Below are 19,869 nucleotides of genomic sequence, written 5' to 3'. Positions count from 1 at the left end.
TGTCTTAATTTATTTGTTTTTGATTAATACGTGTCGTACGTCCCTTTTTTCGCCTCTAATTTCCTGAACTTGTAAAAAGTGAAAACCGTATTGCGTTTCAAACACTTCAGAAATTTCTCCTACTTTTAATTTAAAGGCGTTCTCTTCAAATTCCTGAACCATCATTCCTTTCGTTACATTTTGGTAAAGACCTCCATTTACCGATGAACCGGGATCTTCACTGTATTGTTGAGCAATAGTTGTAAATAACTCCCCTTCTAAAACTCTTAACCGTAAAGCCTCACAAATTTCCTTTGGGGATTTATTGCTGTAATTAGAATTACCTTCTTTTACTTGAATTAAATTTTCCTTTTTTTCCTCTTGAGCGAAAGAAACGCTTGATAACAGGAGGAAGAATGCTATATTTTTCATGTTTTATAATTAGATTTTAATAATCCCCAGTACTTTTCATTTAAAAATTTCCCTCGTTTGAAGATGTGTTCTTTTAATTCACCTTCTAACTTAAAACCAAGTGTAATTAAAATTTTTTCGGAAGCAATATTGCCCTGCATAGTTCTGGCCATTATTTTATGAATTTCGTGGTTTTTAAAGGCAATCGTTACAGCCAGCTTTGCAGCTTCATATGCATAACCATTACCCCAAAATTCTTCTCCAATCCAATAACCCAGTTCTACATTCCTATTCAAATTTAATTCTTGCGGATGAATGCCTACACCGCCAATGAGTAATCCATCCAAAATAATTGCATAAAGCTGCGCGCCATTTGAGGTCAATGCTATTTCCAAAAACTTTTCAGCATTTGATTCAGTATACGGATATGGAATTCTGTCGCTGGTAAATTGCGAAACATTAGGGTTGTTTAAAAGTTCAACAATTCTAAGCAAATCTGTTTTTTCAAATTTCCGAAGAGTTATCATTTTAATTTATAAATAAATGCTGTTTGATTATCATTCAAAGGATTTAAGTAGTATAACGTTTTATCTATAAAACTTGGCTCAATGGTGGTTTCAAATTTTAAATCGGGAAATCTTTTTTTAACTTCTTTCACCCTTTTTTCAATATTTTCTCCTTGCATAAAAACTATATAATTTGGTTGTTTATCGGCAGGAATAGTATTGTAAGCCTGTAAAGCGGAATCTGCATTAAAATTTTTATTGATTCCAAGCACAGAAAACCATTTGCCAAAATAAAACAATGGTGGCATTAAAAAATCATTTTCTTTATTACTGTCTTCAACCATAAAAGCAACAGCATCTTTTTGATGATATAAATACAACATAGATTCTACTCGATGCCTTTTGCTATATGAAAGAGTTAAAACGGCTAATAAAATAATGTTCACTACGATTACAAAACCTTTCGAGAATTTAAATAAACCCTTATTTACTTTATTCTTGTATTTTTCATACAGCTGAAACATACCAACAGTACCTGCAATTTGAAGTAAGGGTAAAATTGTCATTATAAATCGTTCTTGCTTATTTGGAAAATAGGTATGAAAGGTAACGTAAAAAAACACAGGCCAAAACAGCAGAGACATTGATTTCCAGGTTTTAAAATACCCCGCTACCAATAGAATACTTAATGGTGGTATTAATAATCCGAAAATTAAATCAAAATACATATGCCAATTATCCGTACCATAAGCACCTGCATTATCTAAATTATATTGCACATAACTTAAAAATTCAGCGAATGGTTTTTTCCATATATAAAAATCAACAGCACCCTGAGTTAACAATAACACACTTAAAAACGAAAGAAGAATTAAAATGATATCCTTAATTTTATACTTTTGAATCAACATGGCAAGTCCGATTCCTCCGGCCACAAAAACTGTTTGAAAACGAACGGAAAATGCAATGCCCAACCAAAAACCAGCCAGCACAACATTTTTTGTGTTTATTTTTGTGCTATGCAAATAGTATATTGCTAATAAGATCGGAGGTACACAAACAAACTCCACTAAATTTCTTACACTCATAAATGGCATAAACCAATATAAAGCCGCAAAAAGTCCGACATACCAAGCTACTTTCTTACTTGCATATTGTAAAGCAATCCGATAAGAATAAGTGATGACTAATAACGACCAGAATGCATGCAACAAACGAATAATAAACATTTTAAACTGGGGATTTTCCAATCCAATTAAATTGAAGAATTTAAAAAGGTAGAAATGAATACCTACATAAAATAAAGGATGACCTTGAGCTACTCGAGTTGGGTCGTTTGAATCCGGTAACCAATAATTGTAATCAAATCCATCTGCGAAACTTGACGAGGATTCGATTATTAAAAAATGATCGTCGTGCCACCCAAATCCCTTACTGAAAATAGCCGCCAACAATCTTACAACAGACCCCATAATGAGTAATTGCTGTAGAGGAGAAAAATTATTTTTAAACCTATTTATAACTTCCTTCATTATTTTTGCGCAGTTCGGTAAAAATAGATAGCAACAAAACTAAAAATAATATTGGGAGTCCAAACGGCCAACCACGGAATTGCAAACCCGGTTGTAGCGATAGTTGTAAAAATATACATAAACATAATATAAAGACAACTTAAAACTAACCCTAAAGCAATCTGCAAGCCAACTCCACCCCTCACTTTTTTACTCGAAACGCAAACGCCGATAACCGTTAAAATAAAAGTTGCAAATGGAAAGGAAGTTCGCTTGAATTGTTCTACTTCAAAAAATTCAATCCTGTTGGATCCTTTCATACGTTCGCGTATAATATATTGTTTAAGTTCCGGCGTAGTCATCGCTTCAATTTTACTTTCATATCTCATCATATCCTCCGGTTTAAACTCTAATCTCATTTTTTTTGTTTCGCTTCTGGTTTCTATTTGTTTAAAAATGGGTTTTTGATTTTTCAACGTATCTAGTCTATCTTGTTCAATAATCTTTCGCTCATAAACATTATTCAAAGTCCAGTCCTTAGCAATTGAATCCCACTTCATATTAGCTGCACTCAAAAAATAAATTTGTTTATTATTGAGCACATCCTCAATACTCACTTTATATGCCATATTCAACCGCAAATCAAAACTCTCAAAATAAAGCAATCGATTAGAACCAATTTTTTTATGGATATTGTGTTCCTCTACATTATAACCATCGTTTATGTATTTATCTTCAAACCCAACTTTAACCTTAAATACTTTAGGTAATAAAAAATGATTTAAGGTTAAAGAAATTAAACCAATAATTGCCGCTCCAATAAAATAAGGTCTTAAAATTCGTTTAAAACTGGTACCGCTGGATAATATGGCTACAAATTCGGTTTGATGGGCCATTTTTGAAGTGAAAAAGATAACCGCAATAAAAGTGAACATTGGAGAAAATAAATTACCGTAATAAGGAATGAACATCAGGTAATAATCAAAAATAATTTCTTTCAGCGGAATATCGGATGTTGTGAAAATTTGAATTTTTTCTTTAATATCAAATACAATGAAGATTAATAAAATCAGCGTAATCGAAAAGAAAAATGTACGCAGAAATTTCCCTAAAATATATTTATCCAATAATGTAAGCATTATAAACGCTCGTTCAGTTTAGTAACTATTTCATTTTTCCACTTTAAAAAATCACCGGCTATAATTTTCTGTCTAGCCTCTTTTACAAGCCATAAATAAAATCCTAAATTGTGAATGCTGGCAATTTGAGCGGCAAGAATTTCATTACTTACTATCAGATGTCGCAAATACGCTTTACTATATTGATGATCAACAAATGTTGTACCCTGTTCATCTAATTTTGAGAAATCATTCTTCCACTTTTCGTTTCGGATATTTATTATTCCATTTGAAGTAAACAATAAGCCGTGTCGTGCATTTCTGGTAGGCATTACACAATCAAACATATCTATGCCAAGCGCAATGCATTCTAAAATATTTACCGGAGTGCCTACACCCATCAAATACCTTGGTTTTTCTTTTGGTAAAATATTTGTAACAACGGCTGTCATCTCATACATTTCTTCTGCCGGTTCTCCCACACTCAATCCGCCTATTGCGTTTCCAAAACAATTTTGAGCCGAAACAAATTCGGCTGATTGTACTCGTAAATCTTTATACACACTGCCTTGAACAATGGGAAATAAAGTTTGCTGATATCCATATAAACCTTCTGTTTCATCAAATCTTTTTACACAACGAGAAAGCCATCGATGCGTTAATTCCATTGAACGCTGTGCATACTTTTTTTCACAAGGATAAGGTGTACATTCATCAAAAGCCATGATAATGTCGGCCCCAATTACTCTTTGAATGTCCATTGCACTTTCGGGACTAAAAAAATGAGTGCTTCCGTCAATATGACTTTTAAAGGTTGCTCCTTCTTCGCTCAATTTGCGTTGATTAGCTAAGGAAAAAATCTGATAACCTCCACTATCTGTTAATATAGGTTTATCCCAGCCGTTAAATCGATGAATTCCGCCCGCTTGTCTTATAACATCAATTCCCGGCCTTAAAAATAAATGGTAGGTATTTCCTAAAATAATTTGAGCCTTTATATCTTCTTTAAGTTCGCGTTGATGAACCGCCTTAACCGTTGCGGCAGTACCAACGGGCATAAAAATTGGCGTTTCAATATTACCATGATCGGTTTCTATTAATCCCGCTCTAGCTTGGGAGTTAAGGTCGGTATGTTGAAGTGAAAATTTCAATCAAACAAAGATATACATTAAGCCTTGTGCAAGGACTTTATTTCCTTAAATAGTCTTAAAACTTCTTGCATGTTTTCACATTGAAAATCGGCCACGGCAAATTGTTTTAAGAATTTATGGTCGATATCCGGAACGCTAATTACGGCCATTTGTGCGGCTTTTCCTGCTATTACTCCGTTTACCGAATCTTCAATCACTATGCATTCTTGCGGAGTCACCTGTAATAATTTTGCACAAGCCAAAAACACTTCAGGATGTGGTTTACCGTATTCCATTTTCTCCGCTGAAACAATAACATCAAATACACCCTGCAATTTCAACTTATTAATTACCGCATCAATCAAAATTTGATAAGATGAAGTGGCCAAACCTAATTTCAGCTTATTTTTTTTAGCCAATTCAATAACCTGTTCAATGCCGGTGATTGATTGACCTTCCAAATCGATTAGTTTTATCAAATGGTTAATTACGTTTTGTTCTACATCCGAAATACTTACGCTGTTTAAACACCAGCTTTTAAGCCAAAATTCAACCACCTCTCTAAACCTTAATCCGGTGGTTTTCCTACAATCATCTTCGGTAAAATCCCGGCCTATATCATTAAATCCTCTAATCATGGCCCTGCGCCATAAGGGCTCGCTGTCGATCAGTACCCCGTCCATATCCAATATCAGCGCTTTGTAGTTTTGCAGCATTGTTAATTATTTTGTTTAATAGTTACAAAGATAGGCATATTTGCCTCCTGCATACCGAGTACTTTTGCATGGATGATTTTCCCTCAATTTAATGAATTAGGGCTGCCGGAAATATTATGTCTGTTTGCCGCTGCAGGCATTCTTTTGTTAATAATCGGGTATTGCGTAAATATTTTACCCTTGGTGTTTTATAAAAAGAAAAACGCAGAAAATCATTTACCTCCTGTTTCCATTATCATTTGTGCAAAAAATGAAGATGATAATCTCACCGAATTTTTACCAAAAATATGTTCGCAAAATTACCCCGAATATGAGGTAATTGTGGTGAATGATTGCAGTTTTGATAATACCGAAAATGTAATTGTGGAATTTTCGAGAATTTTTGACAATCTTAAAAAGGTCACTATTAAAGAAGATGATTATTATAAGCACGGTAAAAAATTTGCTCTTCTTGTAGGAATTAAAGGGGCTAAATACGAAAACTTACTCCTAACCGATGCCGATTGTTATCCGGCCAGCGAAAATTGGCTCAAAGAAATGGCAAGTTGCTTTACCGAAAAGAAAGAAATTGTTTTAGGGTACGGGGCCTACGAAAAACATACCGGATTATTAAATAAGCTTATTCGATTTGATGCTTTTATGATTGCCGTTCAATATTTATCTGCAGCCATAAAACATAAACCGTATATGGGCGTTGGTCGCAATTTAGCTTACACCAAAGATTTATTTTTTCGATCAAAGGGTTTCTCCAATCATTATCATATTCAATCCGGAGATGATGATTTATTTATAAATAATGTAGCCAGTGGTCTTAACACTCAGGTATGTGTTGATAAAGAGGCCATCACCTATTCAAAACCGAAAAAAAATTACAGAGATTGGACTATACAAAAAGCAAGACATTTAAGTACTGCTCCACTCTACAAATCAAGTTCAAAATCGCGGATAGCTTTCTCCTATTTCACACAATATTATTTTTATTTATCGTTGCTTGGCCTTTGTTTGTCGATTAACACTATTTTAATAGCTCCTATTTTATTAACTTTAAAAGTAATCATCCATTGGATTATGTTAAACAAAGCCACAAAAAAATTAAATGAATCGGACCTTTTGTGGGGAAGTGTTTTCTTTGAACCCGTACTTTTAATATTATATCCAGCTTTTCATCTTCGTAAACTATTCTATAAACCGGGCAAATGGACGAACTAGAAAATAACGAACATAAACTCACCACCAAAGCCGTTTATGACTATAAGTTGGTTCGTCTTGCATTGGATAATGGAGACCAAAAAGCTTTTGCAGAATTAATGCACAGATATAAGGAAAGTGTTTACTTCACAATGCTTAAAATGTGTAATAATAAAGATGATGCCGATGATTTAACTATTGAGGCATTCGGACGCGCATTCAAAAAATTAGAACAATACAGTCCTAATTACGCATTTAGTACCTGGCTGTTTAAAATTGCCAGTAACAATGCCATTGACTTTTTACGCAAAAAGAAGCAAATGAATGCTGTTTCGATTGATAATAAAACGGAAAATTCTGAAAGCAAAGAACATTCAGCTAACATCAGAACCGAAACATTAGATCCGGAAGAACATTTTATCAAAAAACAAAAAATAGAATTAATTCGGGTTTTAGTAGATGGATTAAAACCGAAGTATAAAGAAATGATTGAGTTATTTTATTTTCATGAATTAAGCCATGAAGAAATCTCTCAGCGATTGAACTTGCCCATCGGTACTATTAAAGCTCAATTATTCAGGGCCAGAGATTTATTATACAGTGCCTTAAAAAATAGTAAGGAAAAGTATTGATTTCATTAGTCCTGAAATATTTTCCTGAATTAAGTCCGACTCAAATTACACAATTTGAAAAATTACAAGCTTTATATGAAGATTGGAATAGCAAAATAAATGTTATTTCCAGAAAAGATATGGAGCATTTTGAAGAGCGACATCTATTACATTCGCTCGGTATTGCAAAAATTATACAATTTAAGTCCGGCACTAAAATATTAGACGTTGGTACAGGAGGAGGATTTCCCGGCATTCCATTAGCGATACTATTCCCGGATAGCACTTTTCTGTTGGTTGACAGTATCGGTAAAAAAATTAAAGTAGTACAAGAGGTGGCCACAGCCCTAAAACTAAAAAATGTGATAGCCCGGCAACAACGGGCGGAAGAAGTGAAAGAAAAATTTCACTTTGTTGTAAGCCGCGCCGTTACAGAGTTTCCTGTATTTCACAAATGGGTAAAGCACAAATTTTTAGCGGAAAACAATCATGAAATTAAAAATGGCATTCTATATCTCAAAGGTGGCGATTTAAAAGATGAATTTGGACCTATGTTGCAACATGCCGTATTGCATGATTTAAAAGATTATTTTTCAGAAGAATTTTTTGAATCGAAAAAAGTAGTTTATTTTAAGGCATGATTCGCTTCAACCGAATATTTTTTTTATTGGCTTTACTAAGCTCTTGCTCAACAAAAATTAATCAGTATACTAGAAAAAAAGAAAAAAAAGGACGCTGGATCACTTATACTGATGCAAGCAAAAGTAAAAAATTATCTGAAGGAAAATACAGAAACGGAAATCCTATTGGCACTTGGTATTATTACAATATGAATGGTGAATTAGAAAGAAAAGAAAGAAAAAGAGGTAAAAAATTAATAACCACCAACTATTATCCCGGAACTAAAAATATTTACAGTGCCGGTAGAGCCAAAATCAAAAACACGCCTGAAAAAATACACTATTATTACTATGGAAAATGGAAATACTTAAACAGCACAGGTGAACCTATTAAATTTATTTATTATGAAAAAGGCCATCCGGTTAAAACAGAATATATATCCAAAAACAATAAACTAAACGACACGCTAATTACTCATTTAATGAAAATAGATGAACATTTTAAATCTAAAAATGCCAATTTTATTGACAGTGTAAATCACTGTTGGTCAAACCCGAAATTAGCCGAAAAATATATTCAGAAAATTTATTTGAATGACTCCGTTAGCTCGCTGCGAATAGAAAAAATATTTGCTGAATTTGGGTATACCGACAAAGAATTATGTGGAGATAATGCCAGTTTAGTTCCATTTTACATTATCAGTTACTCTCCCATAGAAATAAGGGAAAAATACCTCGAGCTTTTTAAAGCTGCAGCTAGTTTGGGTAAAATGGATAAAAAAACGTTATGTTATTACATTGATAAAATTAAAATCACAAGAGGAGAGAAACAGGTGTACTCTACCCAATTTTATTTGTCGAACCGGAAAAATGTTTATTATCCGGTAATTGAACCTGAAAAACTGAACCAAAGAAGAACTGAAATGGGTTTAGAACCTCTTGTACAATAGAATTCCCTTGTAAATAAAATTTATAATGCAAGCTTGCTATTTGTTGGTTGATTTATTATCTTTATTAGTTTAACTCAACAAATTCATGAAAAAATATTTTTAGTTTAGTATTCCTCGTTAATTCTCTTTTTGTAAACGCAAAAGACGGATTCAGAGTTCTTCAGTCAGATGATCATTCAGTTACGATTGAATATACTTCGGATGAAATAATTAAAAATTCTGTTACCATTAATAATAAACACTATTATCAATTAAAGTCGGGCCATACAGTACCGGTGCTGAATGAAGGGTTTCCACAGTTGCTCCGATCATCTATATCCTTAGCATTGCCTGAAAATTGTATTCCTAAAATTGAAATACTATCCACAGATGAACAAAACCTTTCCGATTTCCTAATTGCTCCAAGTAAAGGCAGTTTAAAAAGAAACATTGACCCAACGCAAATACCTTACGTTTTCGGAAAGATTTATACTGAAAATAAATTCTACCCAAACACGCCCATTGAATTTAATAAAGCGTATAACCTAAGAGGTCAAAATGGAATTTCATTGAGTGTATTTCCGGTTAAAGTAAATTCATATACCGGAGAAGCGGTTATTTATTCTAAACTGGTTTTTAAAATCAGCTATCTTAACGCTAAAGGAAAAAAAATCGCACTTCATACCAAATCGGCAAATTCCATTGATGAAAAAGAAATATTCAGTAGCCGCTTTATCAATTGGAATACCAATAGTGCCGAGAAAATGGCCTATACGCAATTAAGTGAGTATGGCGAAATGTTAATCATAGCACATCCAACTTTTTCAAATGAAATGCAACCCTTTGTAGATTGGAAAAATCAAAAAGGCATTAAAACAAATATGGTTACTACAGCTTTAACCGGTACTACAGGCCCGGCTGTAAAAACGTATATCCAAAATTATTATAACGCGAACCCTAATTTATTGTATGTTTTATTAGTTGGCGACCATCAGCAAATAAACGCTTATAATGCAGGTCCGGCCGGATCCGAAACCAAATGGAGCGATACTTATTACGCATTACTAAACGGCAATGATCATTACCCTGAATTAATGATGGGACGATTTTCGGCCAGCACAAATAGTGATGTTGCTACTATGGTTGAGCGAACATTAGAATATGAAAAAAACCCTACAGGAGGCGAATGGTTAACTCAGGCTTTGGGCATTGGCTCAAATGAAGGTTATGGCATTGGCGATGAGAATGAGGCCGACTGGGTACATTTGCGAAAAATTGGAAATAAACTGGTAACCGACGGATATTCCTTTTTCCATGAATTTTATGATAGCACACACGCCGGAAACGATGCACCCGGAAATCCAAGCGCAAGTGCTGTTTCCTCTACTGTAAATTCAGGGGTCTCATTATTTATGTATTGCGGTCACGGTTCGCAAAACGGTTGTGCAACCAGTAATTACAATATTTCAAACGTCAATACTTCAACCAATAACGGTAAGTATCCTTTCTCATTACAAGTTGCCTGCAATAATGGTACATTTCATAATGGCACTTGTTTTTGCGAAGCATTTATGAGAGCCAGAAATCAAAACGGACCAACGGGAGCTATCAACACATGTGGTTCAACCATATTAATGGCCTGGGCAGAACCCATGGATACCCAAGATGAAATTGGCGACATCCTTTCCAATCAATATAACTTAAATAAAAAATATACTACCGGAGGTTTATTTTATAACGGACAAATGCATATGTTGGATATGTATCCCACCGCACAGGGAGAAGAAGTAATGGAGACTTGGCTCATGTTTGGCGACCCATCTTGCATGATTCGCAATCGATCATTTTCAAACATTGCAGCCACGCACGATAATTGTATTACACCGGGTTCAAACTCAGTAAATGTTTTTACCAACTTAGGCGAAGGTAAATATATCAGCATTTCACAAAACAACATATTATTAGGAGGTGCGCAAGCTACAGGAGGAAATCAGGCTATCACTTTAACACAAACATTTACTCCATCCAACAATTTACAAGTAACCATAACAGAATTTAATAAAGTTCCATTTATATCCGTGTTGCCTGTTTGTCAGTTATCCGGCATTTCAAAAAGCAAAAATATTGAATCGGAAATCTATGCTGAAACATTATTTTCAAATGAAATAACCATTCACATTAAGAAAAATATTGCAGAGCCGGTAAATGTAGAAATATACGATTTGCAAGGAAAAATAATAATAGAAAAATCATTGCCTAATAATTCAACTGAAATTAAATATAAATTAAACGCAAATCAATTACAAACGGGTGTTTATTTATTAAAGCTCAAAAAAATAAATGGTGAATTATTTTATTCCCAAAAGTTAATTAAAAGCGAATACTAAAGGCTTTCAGCATCCGGAATAACCACATTCGTGTGTTGGTTATTCTTATTGTTTAAAAATTTATTATTATGAAATATTTAATTTTATTAATTGGAATCTGCATTTGCAGTGTTTTAAAATCTCAAGCCTTAATGGGCGCCGATTTGGCGATTATAGCTGAGATAAAAAGTGACGGAACAGTATTAGATGAGTCAGGGAAAAAAATAGGCGCGATCAAATCAGACGGTATGGTTACCAATGCTTCCTCAATTATTATAGGTTATATCAAATCAGGTAACAGTATCGAAAACGAAAAAAAGGAATTTATCGGGTCAATTAATGATAAAGGAGAAGTAATAAATAAAGAAAAAAAACCGATTGGAATAATTAAAAACGGACTTGTTACAACAGAAAAAAATGAAACAATTGGTTATTATGAAAATGTTGATTCCGTTTGGGTAGCAGTGTATTTTTTCTTCCTTTTTTAATTTCTATTCCAGATAAAACAAATCATCATAGGGCGAATTCACCGGAGATCCCATATTAACAGGTTTTCCCCAAACTTGTAAATTATCATCCCAAACGCTTTTATAAATATCATAGCCACCCATTCCACCTAATCCTTTAGAAGAAAAGTATAGCGTTTGTCCATCGGTTGATAAGGAAGGAAACTCTTCGTCCGCATCTGTTGCTATTGCTGCAATTTTTTCAGGCTCGGGACTCCATCTACCATTAGATAATTTTTTTTCGCATGTAAATATCTTTACTGTTTGTTTCATCTTCACCATAACTACAATAAAGTAAAACATTTTTATCAGGCGAAATATAGAACATGGATTTAAACTTTTTCTTTTTATCTATACTTGATGATAAATCATCTGTTAAAACTAAAACCCTGGAACCAGATTCAATATGCAATAATGAACGATGAAAGTCATGCACATCCACATGTTTACGTTCAAACACCTCCAGTACTTGCGGATTATTGACCAACACTATACTGTTTCGGCAATACTCAATTTCCTGCAATAAAACATTTTTCAATTCTTCAGCAATTGAATTATTATTTAAATAATGCTGATAACATCCAATGGCTGTTTTAAATCGGTAACTATAATAATTGGCCCTAGCCAGAAACAACATATAATCTTCCGGAATATTTTTTTCCCTCTGCAATCCCGATAAAATCGGAATACAATATGTTTTATCCTGATGGGAATTATATAAACTCACACCGTAGTAATAATTACTCAAGGGATCTAAATCTACTCTGGATTCTACTTTTTCAAAAAGAAGAGCGGCTTCTTTAAAATTGGCTTGATCAAAAAATGTTTTCGCTTTACTTAAATCTTCCTGATCTAATTTCATTTGTTCGGGAGTTCGCTTTGTACCGGCTTTCTTTTCCACTTTTTCGGTATTAACTACAGGTACTCCAACAGACTTCTCAAAAACTGCCCGCTCAGCTTCAAATTCAGTAAAATAATTTTTTACTTTAAAATCATCTTTATTGTCTTTTCGAACTAATCGAATAATTTGCTTCAATTCAAACTCAGCTTTTTTATCCGGAATATTAAATTCAGTTCTAAATTCAGGCAATCCTTCATACTCTAACATAAGTTCATACTTTCTGCCGGAAACCAAAATCATTAAATAAAAACCGGTTTCATGATTAGTTTTATAAATTCCGGCCAGTTCTCCGGTGTTGATATCGAAAACAGAAATAAATGCATCTCGAAACCCTAATGAATCGTTGGTTACAAATTGCCCTTTTACTACTGAATACGTATTTTCTTTATTCGGTAGTTTTAAATGCATGTATTCAAATTCACCATTTTTACGGTTGGTACACATGCCTGCAAATTGTTCGGTTGAATCGGGCACATACATAATATCATCGTAAGTAGAATTGATAGGATATCCCAAATTAATGGGACTTGACCATTCGGATAAAGTATCCGGGCGCGTACATTTAAAAATATCATATCCACCCATACTATTATGTCCTTTTGAAGAGAAATAAAGCGTTAATCCGTTCCGACTTAAATAAGGGTAATTTTCATCCTCTACAGTATTTATTATTGGACCCAGTGTTTTTGCACCCGATAAATTTCCATTAGGAAGTGGCGTATTCACGAATAAATCCAAGCCGTTTTTTTCCAGTGGGCCATAACTCACATGTATATATTCGCGCTTATGAAAATTTGTTATCAGTTGTTTAGCCAATTTTTTCTTATCAATCTGAGATTTGAAAAAATCGGTTTTATACTGTACTGAACTTACGTTTTCAGGATTGTATGCACTCAAATATTCCTTTTCTTTAATATCGCTTCGTTTTAAAACTTCAATACTTACTTTTTCGTCAATAAGTGTTGCTCCACTTTGACAATTTTTGATTAACAAATTAATGTTGTTCGTTTTCATTTCAATAGGCGATGCTTTTTTCTTGTAATTTTCAAACGCTTGAATTGCTGTAGTAAATAGATAAGATTGATGGCTCGCTAATCCCAAATACAAAAAAACATTATAAGGAACATCTTTGCAATCTGCTGCCAATTGTAAACAGCTTACCGCTTTTGTTTTACTAGTACCTAATTTATAATTACAAATACCGTAATAATAATTCACAAAAGGATCGGCCGGATCATTTCTCAATAAAAGAGAATAGATTTGTAATGCCTCATTATATTTGCCTAACTTAAAAAAACGAAATGCATCTTCGGGCTTTTTTCTTTCAATATCAATTTGCTTTTTAACCAGCTCATCAACCGTAGAATGAATTTCTTCGGCCGGCAATTTCTCTTTATTATTCAGTGTTGAAAATTGGTACATGTTTGAAAAGTGGCGATTGGTATCTACCATGGCTTTCATGTAAAATACTTTCTCATTTTCATCGGTAAAATAACTATGCACAGAAATACTCGCTTTGTTTTTAGCATTTACTTTTACATTTAGTTCTTGATAACAAACCTCATAATCTATTTTTAAAGGAACTTCAACATCTTCACTCAAAGTCGGATAGTTGTTCATATCCACTTTAAATATATATTTTACACTTGGCGCCAAAACCAATAAGTAATTTCCGGTATATTCATTTGTATTAAAAGTGCCCACTAAATGTTCATTTGAGGCATTATAAATCATAATACGGGCTTTTTTGATATTTGGATTACCTTCAACTCTAAATTTACCGCGAACAATTATTACCGGCGGTTCTTTATCCGTAGGTGTCACCTTAAAAATATCAAATTTATTATCGTCGCATAGTCGATTAGATACAAAAAACACATGCTCGCGTTTTCTTAAGGCAAAATTATCTTCTTTAACTTCTTTCTTTGGTTTCTTTTTCATTAAAGTATCTAAGGGCTTATTTCTACCTACAGTATCTTTAAACTGAGCATGTCCGGTATAAAAAAACAACAAAAAGAATATTAGAAGAATAAATCTCATTTTTAAAAGGAGTTCAAAATTAAAAAAATGTTGATGCGAATGACCCCCACTTAACATCTTGTGTAAAAATGTTGAAGAATAAAAAGAAAAAAGCCATCTTTTACAGATGGCTTTTGAGGGTTGAACCCTATTTCCCGTATCCCAGTATTTACTGAAGTAAATACTGTCGGTTAATGGTGTATGCTTAATCTCAAAAAACATCACCATACGTATAGGATGACAAATTCTATACCAAGTTAAATTCATCTTTGTTTAAAAATGTTAATAATCAGACCCTTACGCCTTATTCATAGCTTCAAACAGCACCGTTAAAATCATTCTGAATCAGAATATTGAGAAATAATTCCGTTTTATTTATGGAATGTGGTAAAGCTACTCATCTAAACAATAAATTAAAACCTTTAGTTATGAAAACTCAATTAATAAGCCTCTTTATGTTTTTGACCCTAATATTAAATAGTCAAAACAGCAGTAAATCTAAAATTGCAAATATCTGCGGACATGTAAAAACAAGTGATTCAGGCAAGGGACTACACAAAGCCAAAGTTCAATTATTTCGAAATGATAGTTTAATTGAAACTGTTTATACCAATAATAATGGTGACTATTGCTTTAAAACTCCACCTTTCGGTAAATATGTAATAAAATCAAGTCACAAGGCCTATGAAAATAAAACTGAAAAAATAAGTATTACATCAAGTTCTACCACTTTAAATGATATTGCTTTAGAAAATGTAGCTGTACATGATTTAGTGGATAAGAAAACAGAACGTGAAAAAATAGGAGGCAGATATCATGGAATGAAATGTGCTGAAAGTTATGCCTACTCCCCTATGCCTTCCGGATATGATGCCGGTAATTTTAATACCGAAGAATATAAACACATACAAGACAATGAGTTTAAAGAAGTAAATAAAAATCCTCTTTCAACCATGAGTATTGATGTTGACAGGGCTTCCTATAGTAATGTTAGGCGATTAATTACCAACGGTTCGTTACCACCCGCTGATGCTGTTCGGATTGAGGAAATGATAAATTATTTTTCTTACAGCTATAAAAAACCAAAAGGTAAGGTTCCATTTTCTATTCAAACTGAATATACTGAGTGTGCATGGAATAAAGAACACCGCATTGTGCATATTGGCATTCAGGGAAAAGAAATAAGTACCACAAGCATGCCGGCCAATAATTTAGTTTTTTTACTGGATGTATCCGGTTCTATGATGACGGCAAATAAATTACCCTTAGTAAAATCTGGAATTCGTTTGTTAGTTGAGCAAATGCGACCACAAGATAGAATTTCAATTGTTGTTTACGCCGGTGCAGCCGGATTAGTGCTGCCTTCTACTTCAGGCAGTGAAAAGGATAAAATTATGGCAGCAATTGAAGAATTGCAGGCCGGTGGATCAACAGCAGGGGGCGCAGGTATAAAATTAGCTTACAACGTGGCTAAAGAAAATTTTATTAAAGGCGGAAACAACAGAGTGATACTTGCAACTGATGGAGATTTTAATATTGGCGCAAGAAGTGATGGAGAAATGGTACGGTTAATAGAAGAAAAGAGAGAATCGGGAGTTTATTTAACCGTACTTGGATTCGGGACCGGAAATTACAAAGATGCTAAAATGGAACAATTAGCAGATAAAGGTAATGGTAATTATGCCTATATAGATAATATCATGGAAGCTAAAAAAGTATTGGTAAATGAAATGGGTGGTACTTTGGTAACCATTGCCAAAGACGTAAAAATTCAAATTGAATTTAACCCGGCTAAAGTAAAAGCATATCGATTGGTAGGATATGAAAACAGAGTTTTAGCCAATGAAGATTTTAATGATGATAAGAAAGATGCCGGTGAATTAGGAGCAGGGCACACCGTAACCGCTTTGTATGAAATTATTCCGGCTGGATCAACTGAAGAAACAGCTTCAATTGACCCGCTTAAATATCAAGTCATACAAACTAAAACAAATATTAGCAGCAATGAAATACTTACCGTTAAATTCCGATATAAAGAACCAAATGAAGAACATTCTAAACTGATTACTGAAGTTGTAGATGATCAATTAAAAAAATTCTCTTCCGCCAGCGAAAATTGCAAATTTGCTTCAGCAGTTTCAGCCTTTGGAATGTTATTACGTGATTCTAAATTTAAAGGTCAGGCAGATTACAAAAGTGTATTGGCACTGGCCAAATCTGCAAAAGGAAAAGATGAAGAAGGTTATCGCGCAGAATTCATCAGATTAGTAGAAATGGCCGAAATGATGGCTAAAAAGTAAATAGAATGCGAAATTTTAATAAACCGCAGATTAATTCTTCGGTTTATTATTTTGATTTTTCTGATTCAAATAAGCTTCCTGTTTTTTACGCTGACTTTTTCGAGCTAGATAAAGAACCGATGATAAAATAAAAAATGCGAAAAAGAATAAGGCACTATCATTATCTCCTACAATTAAAAAGTAAACTGTAATTAAAACGCCTAATGCCGCCCCAACAAGCCACATGCGTTCAATAATAATGAATAAATTATTTTTAATATCAGAGCTCATTGTTTTTAATTTTTAAAATTCCGGTAATTTCTTTTAAACTATACTTTGTAAAATCCTGATTGCTTTCTAATCCTTTGCCTGTTATAATTTCTTTTTCTGTAGTAATTTTAACATGAGCATCCGTATAGATTAATTTTTTGGGTTCATCCCAAATCAATTTTTCAGTCTCTAACTTATTGCCATCTCTATTAATCACCTCCACGCCATACTTGGCTTCCATGCGTTTACTATGATCAAATCGTACTCCATATCTGGCTTTTAATGTGCTTGAAATCTTTTCTTCATCATCATAAAATGTAACAAATAAACCATTCGTTAATACAGTAAAGGGTTCGCTTACTTCTTTATCAAAAACTAACATGCGATTGGCTTTAACAACCACTTTCAACAAGGCACTATCGGTATATAACATAGTAACGCTGTCTCCGATTTGAGAGGGTCTTTTTTGAATAGTAGGGAGATTCATTACCTGCTTCATATCATTGGTGCATGACATAATCAGAAGTGAACAAAACAAAGTGCTAAAAATTATGAATGTATACCTCATTATTTTTTATCAGATCAATCGTATCTGAATTTCTGAAACCATCGGTCAGAAAAATTAAATCCAAAAGTTACGCGCCAAAAATTTTCTTTAGTCCCGGATCCCGAGCTTGGTCCCGTTTGGCCATATGATCCGCTTATATTCACCATAGAGTTTAATCGGCCAATACCAACCGGTAAGCCTACACCCGCATTAATAGCATACGAATTAATTAAACCACCATTTGCTAATTGTATAAATCCGCTTTGATAATTGAGACCAAACCTATAATTTATCCTCTTCCAAAAAGCACCATTGCCCGCCGCATATTTTTCGGGCACATAGTTTAAACCAACCGCTGCCCGTAAATTATCTTTATACGTATCAGTTGAGTTAAGATATTTAAATGCACTCCATTGTGTGATTGCAGCATCTGCAACTATATTTATTCTTTCTCCTTTTTTAAACCCTAAACCTACACCAATTTCTGCCGGCAAAGTTATTTTACCCGATTGATTTACTTGATATAAAATAGTATCTCTAAAAATTTCATCGCCAAAACCATTCAATATGTAATTAAATCCTGCACTATTATAACTTGCATTTATAGTATTATTGAGCGCATAAAAGGCGCCGGCCGTTATTTTTACTTTTTCCTTTAACGCTCTTCTATTTACTTTTTTACCGGCACTATCAATGGTGAATGCCATTTGCATTCCTGCATTACCAGTAAAATCACCCATGTTTACTGTTTGATCATAATAAGTATTATTATATAATAAAGTATTAGGAAACACCACGCGAGAGGTTTGTTGCAAAGATCCAAACAAATAATTTACGTTTACACCAAAACTCAAATCGCTCAATAATTTGTTTATACCTTGCCTAAACCGATAAGCGCCATGTGATAATTTTTTCATGGAATCAGCTATATATAAATTTTTTGTTCTGAATTTTATCAAACGTTCACTAAACGGCATCACGCCATATCCTAAATAAGCTTTATTTAATCCACCATTTCCTTGATACAAATATTTGACATCACCAATTCCGCTTATTTCAGTTTTGGATTCTAAATCATAACCTAAATTACTGTAAGGCGCAATACCTAAACAAGAACCACCTTTATTTCCCACCGGAAAAGCCAACGACGCATATGAAAAATTGGTACTCCATTTTTTTAAAGAAGAAGATTGACTACTGAAATCAGAATAAAAAAAAGTTCCACCCACTTCCAAAGTAGTTAAGCGAACCAGCGAATAAGCAGCAGGATTTCCTGCATTGATAAAAAGGGGTATAACCGAATCCGGCTTTAAGGCAATATGTGCTCCTCCCATTCCTGCATTGTGCGCAAAAGTAGAGGGATTAATTTCTCCTAAACCATACCTTGAATATGGACTAAATGTATTATTCTGACTAAACAGAATTTTTGTAATCAGAATTAGAAAAAATATACCACGATATTTACCGATCATGAAACTGTATGGAGTTTAGTCCGTTTAAAATTAAATTTGGTTCGGTAAAGAAACGATTTTTCAGTTGTTTGCCCAAATATGCTGCATCGCCGCCGGTTAATCCAACAATCAAATCAGGATACTTTATTTTATACTGAGTAATTACTGCTTCTACCTCTAAAGCCGTGGCTGTAAGCACACCGGATAAAATTGAATCCCGGGTATTTGTACCTGTTAATTTATCATAATTAAAATCTGCTGCTATAAGCGGCAATGCGGAAGTGTACTCGTGCAATGCCTTTAATCGCATTTGAAAACCAGGTGAAATAGCACCTCCAACAAACTCGTTTTGTTGATTTACAAAGTTATATTTAATGCATGTTCCCGCATCAATAGTGAGCACATTGGTATTGGGATATAAAAGATAAGAGCCTACCGATGCCAAAATACGATCGGTTCCTAAGGAATCCGGACTTTCATATTTATTAATTAAAGGTGTTGCGGATCTTGGTGTAAAAACCCGGAAAGGGATATGACTTAATTTGCTTTGAATAATCTCATGGAGGGTAGTAACTGAAGCTGCTACAATAGAAGTTACCTTATCTAAAAGCTTTTTTTTATCCAGAAATAAATCAATATGTGAGAAATTACCAAGTTCAACCATCGCATTCCCGTTAAATAGGGCATATTTTATGCAGGTATTGCCAATATCTAATACTAATTTCACGAGAAGTCTAAGATAATTGAATAATATCGCAGTTTGAGGCCTTTAGCTTTTTTTTATAATTATTTTGCAGAAAGGATAAAATAT

Annotated in this window: 19 protein-coding genes; 7 read left to right on the top strand and 12 right to left on the bottom strand. The window is 33.6% G+C overall.

All coding sequences use genetic code 11. The features are described 5' to 3' along the window. Positions 1-9: 9 nt before the first annotated feature. Genes IPM51_09595 through hxpB form a run of 6 tightly spaced genes read right to left on the bottom strand, consistent with a single transcriptional unit; the run spans position 10 to position 5,371 of the window. Complete coding sequence (locus tag IPM51_09595) at positions 10-411, bottom strand: peptidylprolyl isomerase (protein MBK9284556.1); 402 nt, start codon at positions 409-411, stop codon at positions 10-12. Next, a complete protein-coding gene (locus tag IPM51_09590; protein ID MBK9284555.1) occupies positions 408-917 on the bottom strand; it encodes a GNAT family N-acetyltransferase in 510 nt (169 codons plus the stop codon). Before IPM51_09590 ends, IPM51_09595 begins: the two co-directional genes overlap by 4 nt. After that, entirely contained in the window at positions 914-2,368 is a 1,455-nt protein-coding gene (locus tag IPM51_09585; protein ID MBK9284554.1) for a glycosyltransferase family 39 protein, read from the bottom strand. The genes IPM51_09590 and IPM51_09585 overlap by 4 nt, the downstream gene beginning before the upstream one ends. A gap of 59 nt (positions 2,369-2,427) precedes the next feature. Beyond that, the gene (locus IPM51_09580) at positions 2,428-3,546 is read right to left on the bottom strand and encodes an LptF/LptG family permease (GenBank protein MBK9284553.1); all 1,119 of its coding nucleotides are present in this window, start codon (positions 3,544-3,546) and stop codon (positions 2,428-2,430) included. Beyond that, positions 3,546-4,676 (bottom strand): tRNA guanosine(34) transglycosylase Tgt, encoded by a 1,131-nt coding sequence (gene tgt / locus IPM51_09575; protein MBK9284552.1) that lies wholly within the window; start codon positions 4,674-4,676, stop codon positions 3,546-3,548. The genes IPM51_09580 and tgt overlap by 1 nt, the downstream gene beginning before the upstream one ends. Positions 4,677-4,693: 17 nt before the next feature. After that, on the bottom strand, positions 4,694-5,371 hold the full coding sequence (gene hxpB, locus IPM51_09570) for a hexitol phosphatase HxpB (protein ID MBK9284551.1): 678 nt from the start codon (positions 5,369-5,371) through the stop codon (positions 4,694-4,696). 72 nt (positions 5,372-5,443) lie between these two features. On the opposite strand from hxpB, the gene IPM51_09565 reads away from it, so the two are divergent. From IPM51_09565 to IPM51_09540, 6 genes are all read left to right on the top strand, one after another. Then, positions 5,444-6,580, top strand: coding sequence for a glycosyltransferase (locus IPM51_09565; GenBank protein MBK9284550.1), 1,137 nt, complete (start codon positions 5,444-5,446; stop codon positions 6,578-6,580). Next, positions 6,568-7,191, top strand: a complete 624-nt coding sequence (locus tag IPM51_09560) for a sigma-70 family RNA polymerase sigma factor (GenBank protein MBK9284549.1) — start codon at positions 6,568-6,570, stop codon at positions 7,189-7,191. The genes IPM51_09565 and IPM51_09560 overlap by 13 nt, the downstream gene beginning before the upstream one ends. Then, on the top strand, positions 7,191-7,811 hold the full coding sequence (gene rsmG / locus IPM51_09555) for a 16S rRNA (guanine(527)-N(7))-methyltransferase RsmG (GenBank protein ID MBK9284548.1): 621 nt from the start codon (positions 7,191-7,193) through the stop codon (positions 7,809-7,811). The genes IPM51_09560 and rsmG overlap by 1 nt, the downstream gene beginning before the upstream one ends. After that, positions 7,808-8,740 carry a hypothetical protein gene (locus IPM51_09550; protein ID MBK9284547.1) on the top strand — a complete coding sequence of 311 codons (933 nt, stop codon included), beginning with the start codon at positions 7,808-7,810 and terminating at the stop codon, positions 8,738-8,740. The genes rsmG and IPM51_09550 overlap by 4 nt, the downstream gene beginning before the upstream one ends. Before the next feature lie 326 nt (positions 8,741-9,066). Beyond that, a complete protein-coding gene (locus IPM51_09545) occupies positions 9,067-11,106 on the top strand; it encodes a T9SS type A sorting domain-containing protein (GenBank protein ID MBK9284546.1) in 2,040 nt (679 codons plus the stop codon). 68 nt (positions 11,107-11,174) lie between these two features. After that, positions 11,175-11,573, top strand: coding sequence for a hypothetical protein (locus tag IPM51_09540; protein MBK9284545.1), 399 nt, complete (start codon positions 11,175-11,177; stop codon positions 11,571-11,573). 3 nt (positions 11,574-11,576) lie between these two features. Here the strand turns inward: IPM51_09540 and IPM51_09535 are convergent, their stop codons facing one another. After that, positions 11,577-11,864, bottom strand: a complete 288-nt coding sequence (locus IPM51_09535) for a PD40 domain-containing protein (GenBank protein ID MBK9284544.1) — start codon at positions 11,862-11,864, stop codon at positions 11,577-11,579. Further along, positions 11,818-14,532 (bottom strand): PD40 domain-containing protein, encoded by a 2,715-nt coding sequence (locus IPM51_09530; GenBank protein MBK9284543.1) that lies wholly within the window; start codon positions 14,530-14,532, stop codon positions 11,818-11,820. The genes IPM51_09535 and IPM51_09530 overlap by 47 nt, the downstream gene beginning before the upstream one ends. Positions 14,533-14,939: 407 nt before the next feature. On the opposite strand from IPM51_09530, the gene IPM51_09525 reads away from it, so the two are divergent. Then, on the top strand, positions 14,940-16,811 hold the full coding sequence (locus IPM51_09525) for a von Willebrand factor type A domain-containing protein (GenBank protein MBK9284542.1): 1,872 nt from the start codon (positions 14,940-14,942) through the stop codon (positions 16,809-16,811). A gap of 30 nt (positions 16,812-16,841) precedes the next feature. Here the strand turns inward: IPM51_09525 and IPM51_09520 are convergent, their stop codons facing one another. The 4 genes from IPM51_09520 to IPM51_09505 are packed head-to-tail and all read right to left on the bottom strand — an operon-like array spanning position 16,842 to position 19,785. After that, positions 16,842-17,081 (bottom strand): hypothetical protein, encoded by a 240-nt coding sequence (locus IPM51_09520; GenBank protein ID MBK9284541.1) that lies wholly within the window; start codon positions 17,079-17,081, stop codon positions 16,842-16,844. Continuing rightward, the gene (gene lptC, locus IPM51_09515; protein ID MBK9284540.1) at positions 17,071-17,628 is read right to left on the bottom strand and encodes an LPS export ABC transporter periplasmic protein LptC; all 558 of its coding nucleotides are present in this window, start codon (positions 17,626-17,628) and stop codon (positions 17,071-17,073) included. Before lptC ends, IPM51_09520 begins: the two co-directional genes overlap by 11 nt. 14 nt (positions 17,629-17,642) lie before the next feature. Next, positions 17,643-19,079, bottom strand: coding sequence for a hypothetical protein (locus IPM51_09510; protein MBK9284539.1), 1,437 nt, complete (start codon positions 19,077-19,079; stop codon positions 17,643-17,645). Next, positions 19,069-19,785 (bottom strand): type III pantothenate kinase, encoded by a 717-nt coding sequence (locus tag IPM51_09505; protein ID MBK9284538.1) that lies wholly within the window; start codon positions 19,783-19,785, stop codon positions 19,069-19,071. The genes IPM51_09510 and IPM51_09505 overlap by 11 nt, the downstream gene beginning before the upstream one ends. Positions 19,786-19,869 lie beyond the last annotated feature (84 nt).

This window comes from Sphingobacteriaceae bacterium (assembly GCA_016715905.1).
In the GTDB taxonomy this organism is placed as follows: domain Bacteria; phylum Bacteroidota; class Bacteroidia; order B-17B0; family Aurantibacillaceae; genus Aurantibacillus.
Note: the sequence above shows the minus strand (reverse complement) of the source record. Positions and strands in the feature narration are given on the sequence as shown.

What these genes read in the sequence shown, in the direction of transcription:
- IPM51_09595 (MBK9284556.1), bottom strand. Translation starts at nt 411, where the DNA reads ATGAAAAATATAGCATTCTTCCTCCTGTTATCAAGCGTTTCTTTCGCT.
- IPM51_09590 (MBK9284555.1), bottom strand. Translation starts at nt 917, where the DNA reads ATGATAACTCTTCGGAAATTTGAAAAAACAGATTTGCTTAGAATTGTT.
- IPM51_09585 (MBK9284554.1), bottom strand. Translation starts at nt 2,368, where the DNA reads ATGGGGTCTGTTGTAAGATTGTTGGCGGCTATTTTCAGTAAGGGATTT.
- IPM51_09580 (MBK9284553.1), bottom strand. Translation starts at nt 3,546, where the DNA reads ATGCTTACATTATTGGATAAATATATTTTAGGGAAATTTCTGCGTACA.
- hxpB (MBK9284551.1), bottom strand. Translation starts at nt 5,371, where the DNA reads ATGCTGCAAAACTACAAAGCGCTGATATTGGATATGGACGGGGTACTG.
- IPM51_09565 (MBK9284550.1), top strand. Translation starts at nt 5,444, where the DNA reads ATGATTTTCCCTCAATTTAATGAATTAGGGCTGCCGGAAATATTATGT.
- IPM51_09560 (MBK9284549.1), top strand. Translation starts at nt 6,568, where the DNA reads ATGGACGAACTAGAAAATAACGAACATAAACTCACCACCAAAGCCGTT.
- IPM51_09550 (MBK9284547.1), top strand. Translation starts at nt 7,808, where the DNA reads ATGATTCGCTTCAACCGAATATTTTTTTTATTGGCTTTACTAAGCTCT.
- IPM51_09540 (MBK9284545.1), top strand. Translation starts at nt 11,175, where the DNA reads ATGAAATATTTAATTTTATTAATTGGAATCTGCATTTGCAGTGTTTTA.
- IPM51_09535 (MBK9284544.1), bottom strand. Translation starts at nt 11,864, where the DNA reads ATGAAACAAACAGTAAAGATATTTACATGCGAAAAAAAATTATCTAAT.
- IPM51_09530 (MBK9284543.1), bottom strand. Translation starts at nt 14,532, where the DNA reads ATGAGATTTATTCTTCTAATATTCTTTTTGTTGTTTTTTTATACCGGA.
- IPM51_09525 (MBK9284542.1), top strand. Translation starts at nt 14,940, where the DNA reads ATGAAAACTCAATTAATAAGCCTCTTTATGTTTTTGACCCTAATATTA.
- IPM51_09520 (MBK9284541.1), bottom strand. Translation starts at nt 17,081, where the DNA reads ATGAGCTCTGATATTAAAAATAATTTATTCATTATTATTGAACGCATG.
- lptC (MBK9284540.1), bottom strand. Translation starts at nt 17,628, where the DNA reads ATGAGGTATACATTCATAATTTTTAGCACTTTGTTTTGTTCACTTCTG.
- IPM51_09510 (MBK9284539.1), bottom strand. Translation starts at nt 19,079, where the DNA reads ATGATCGGTAAATATCGTGGTATATTTTTTCTAATTCTGATTACAAAA.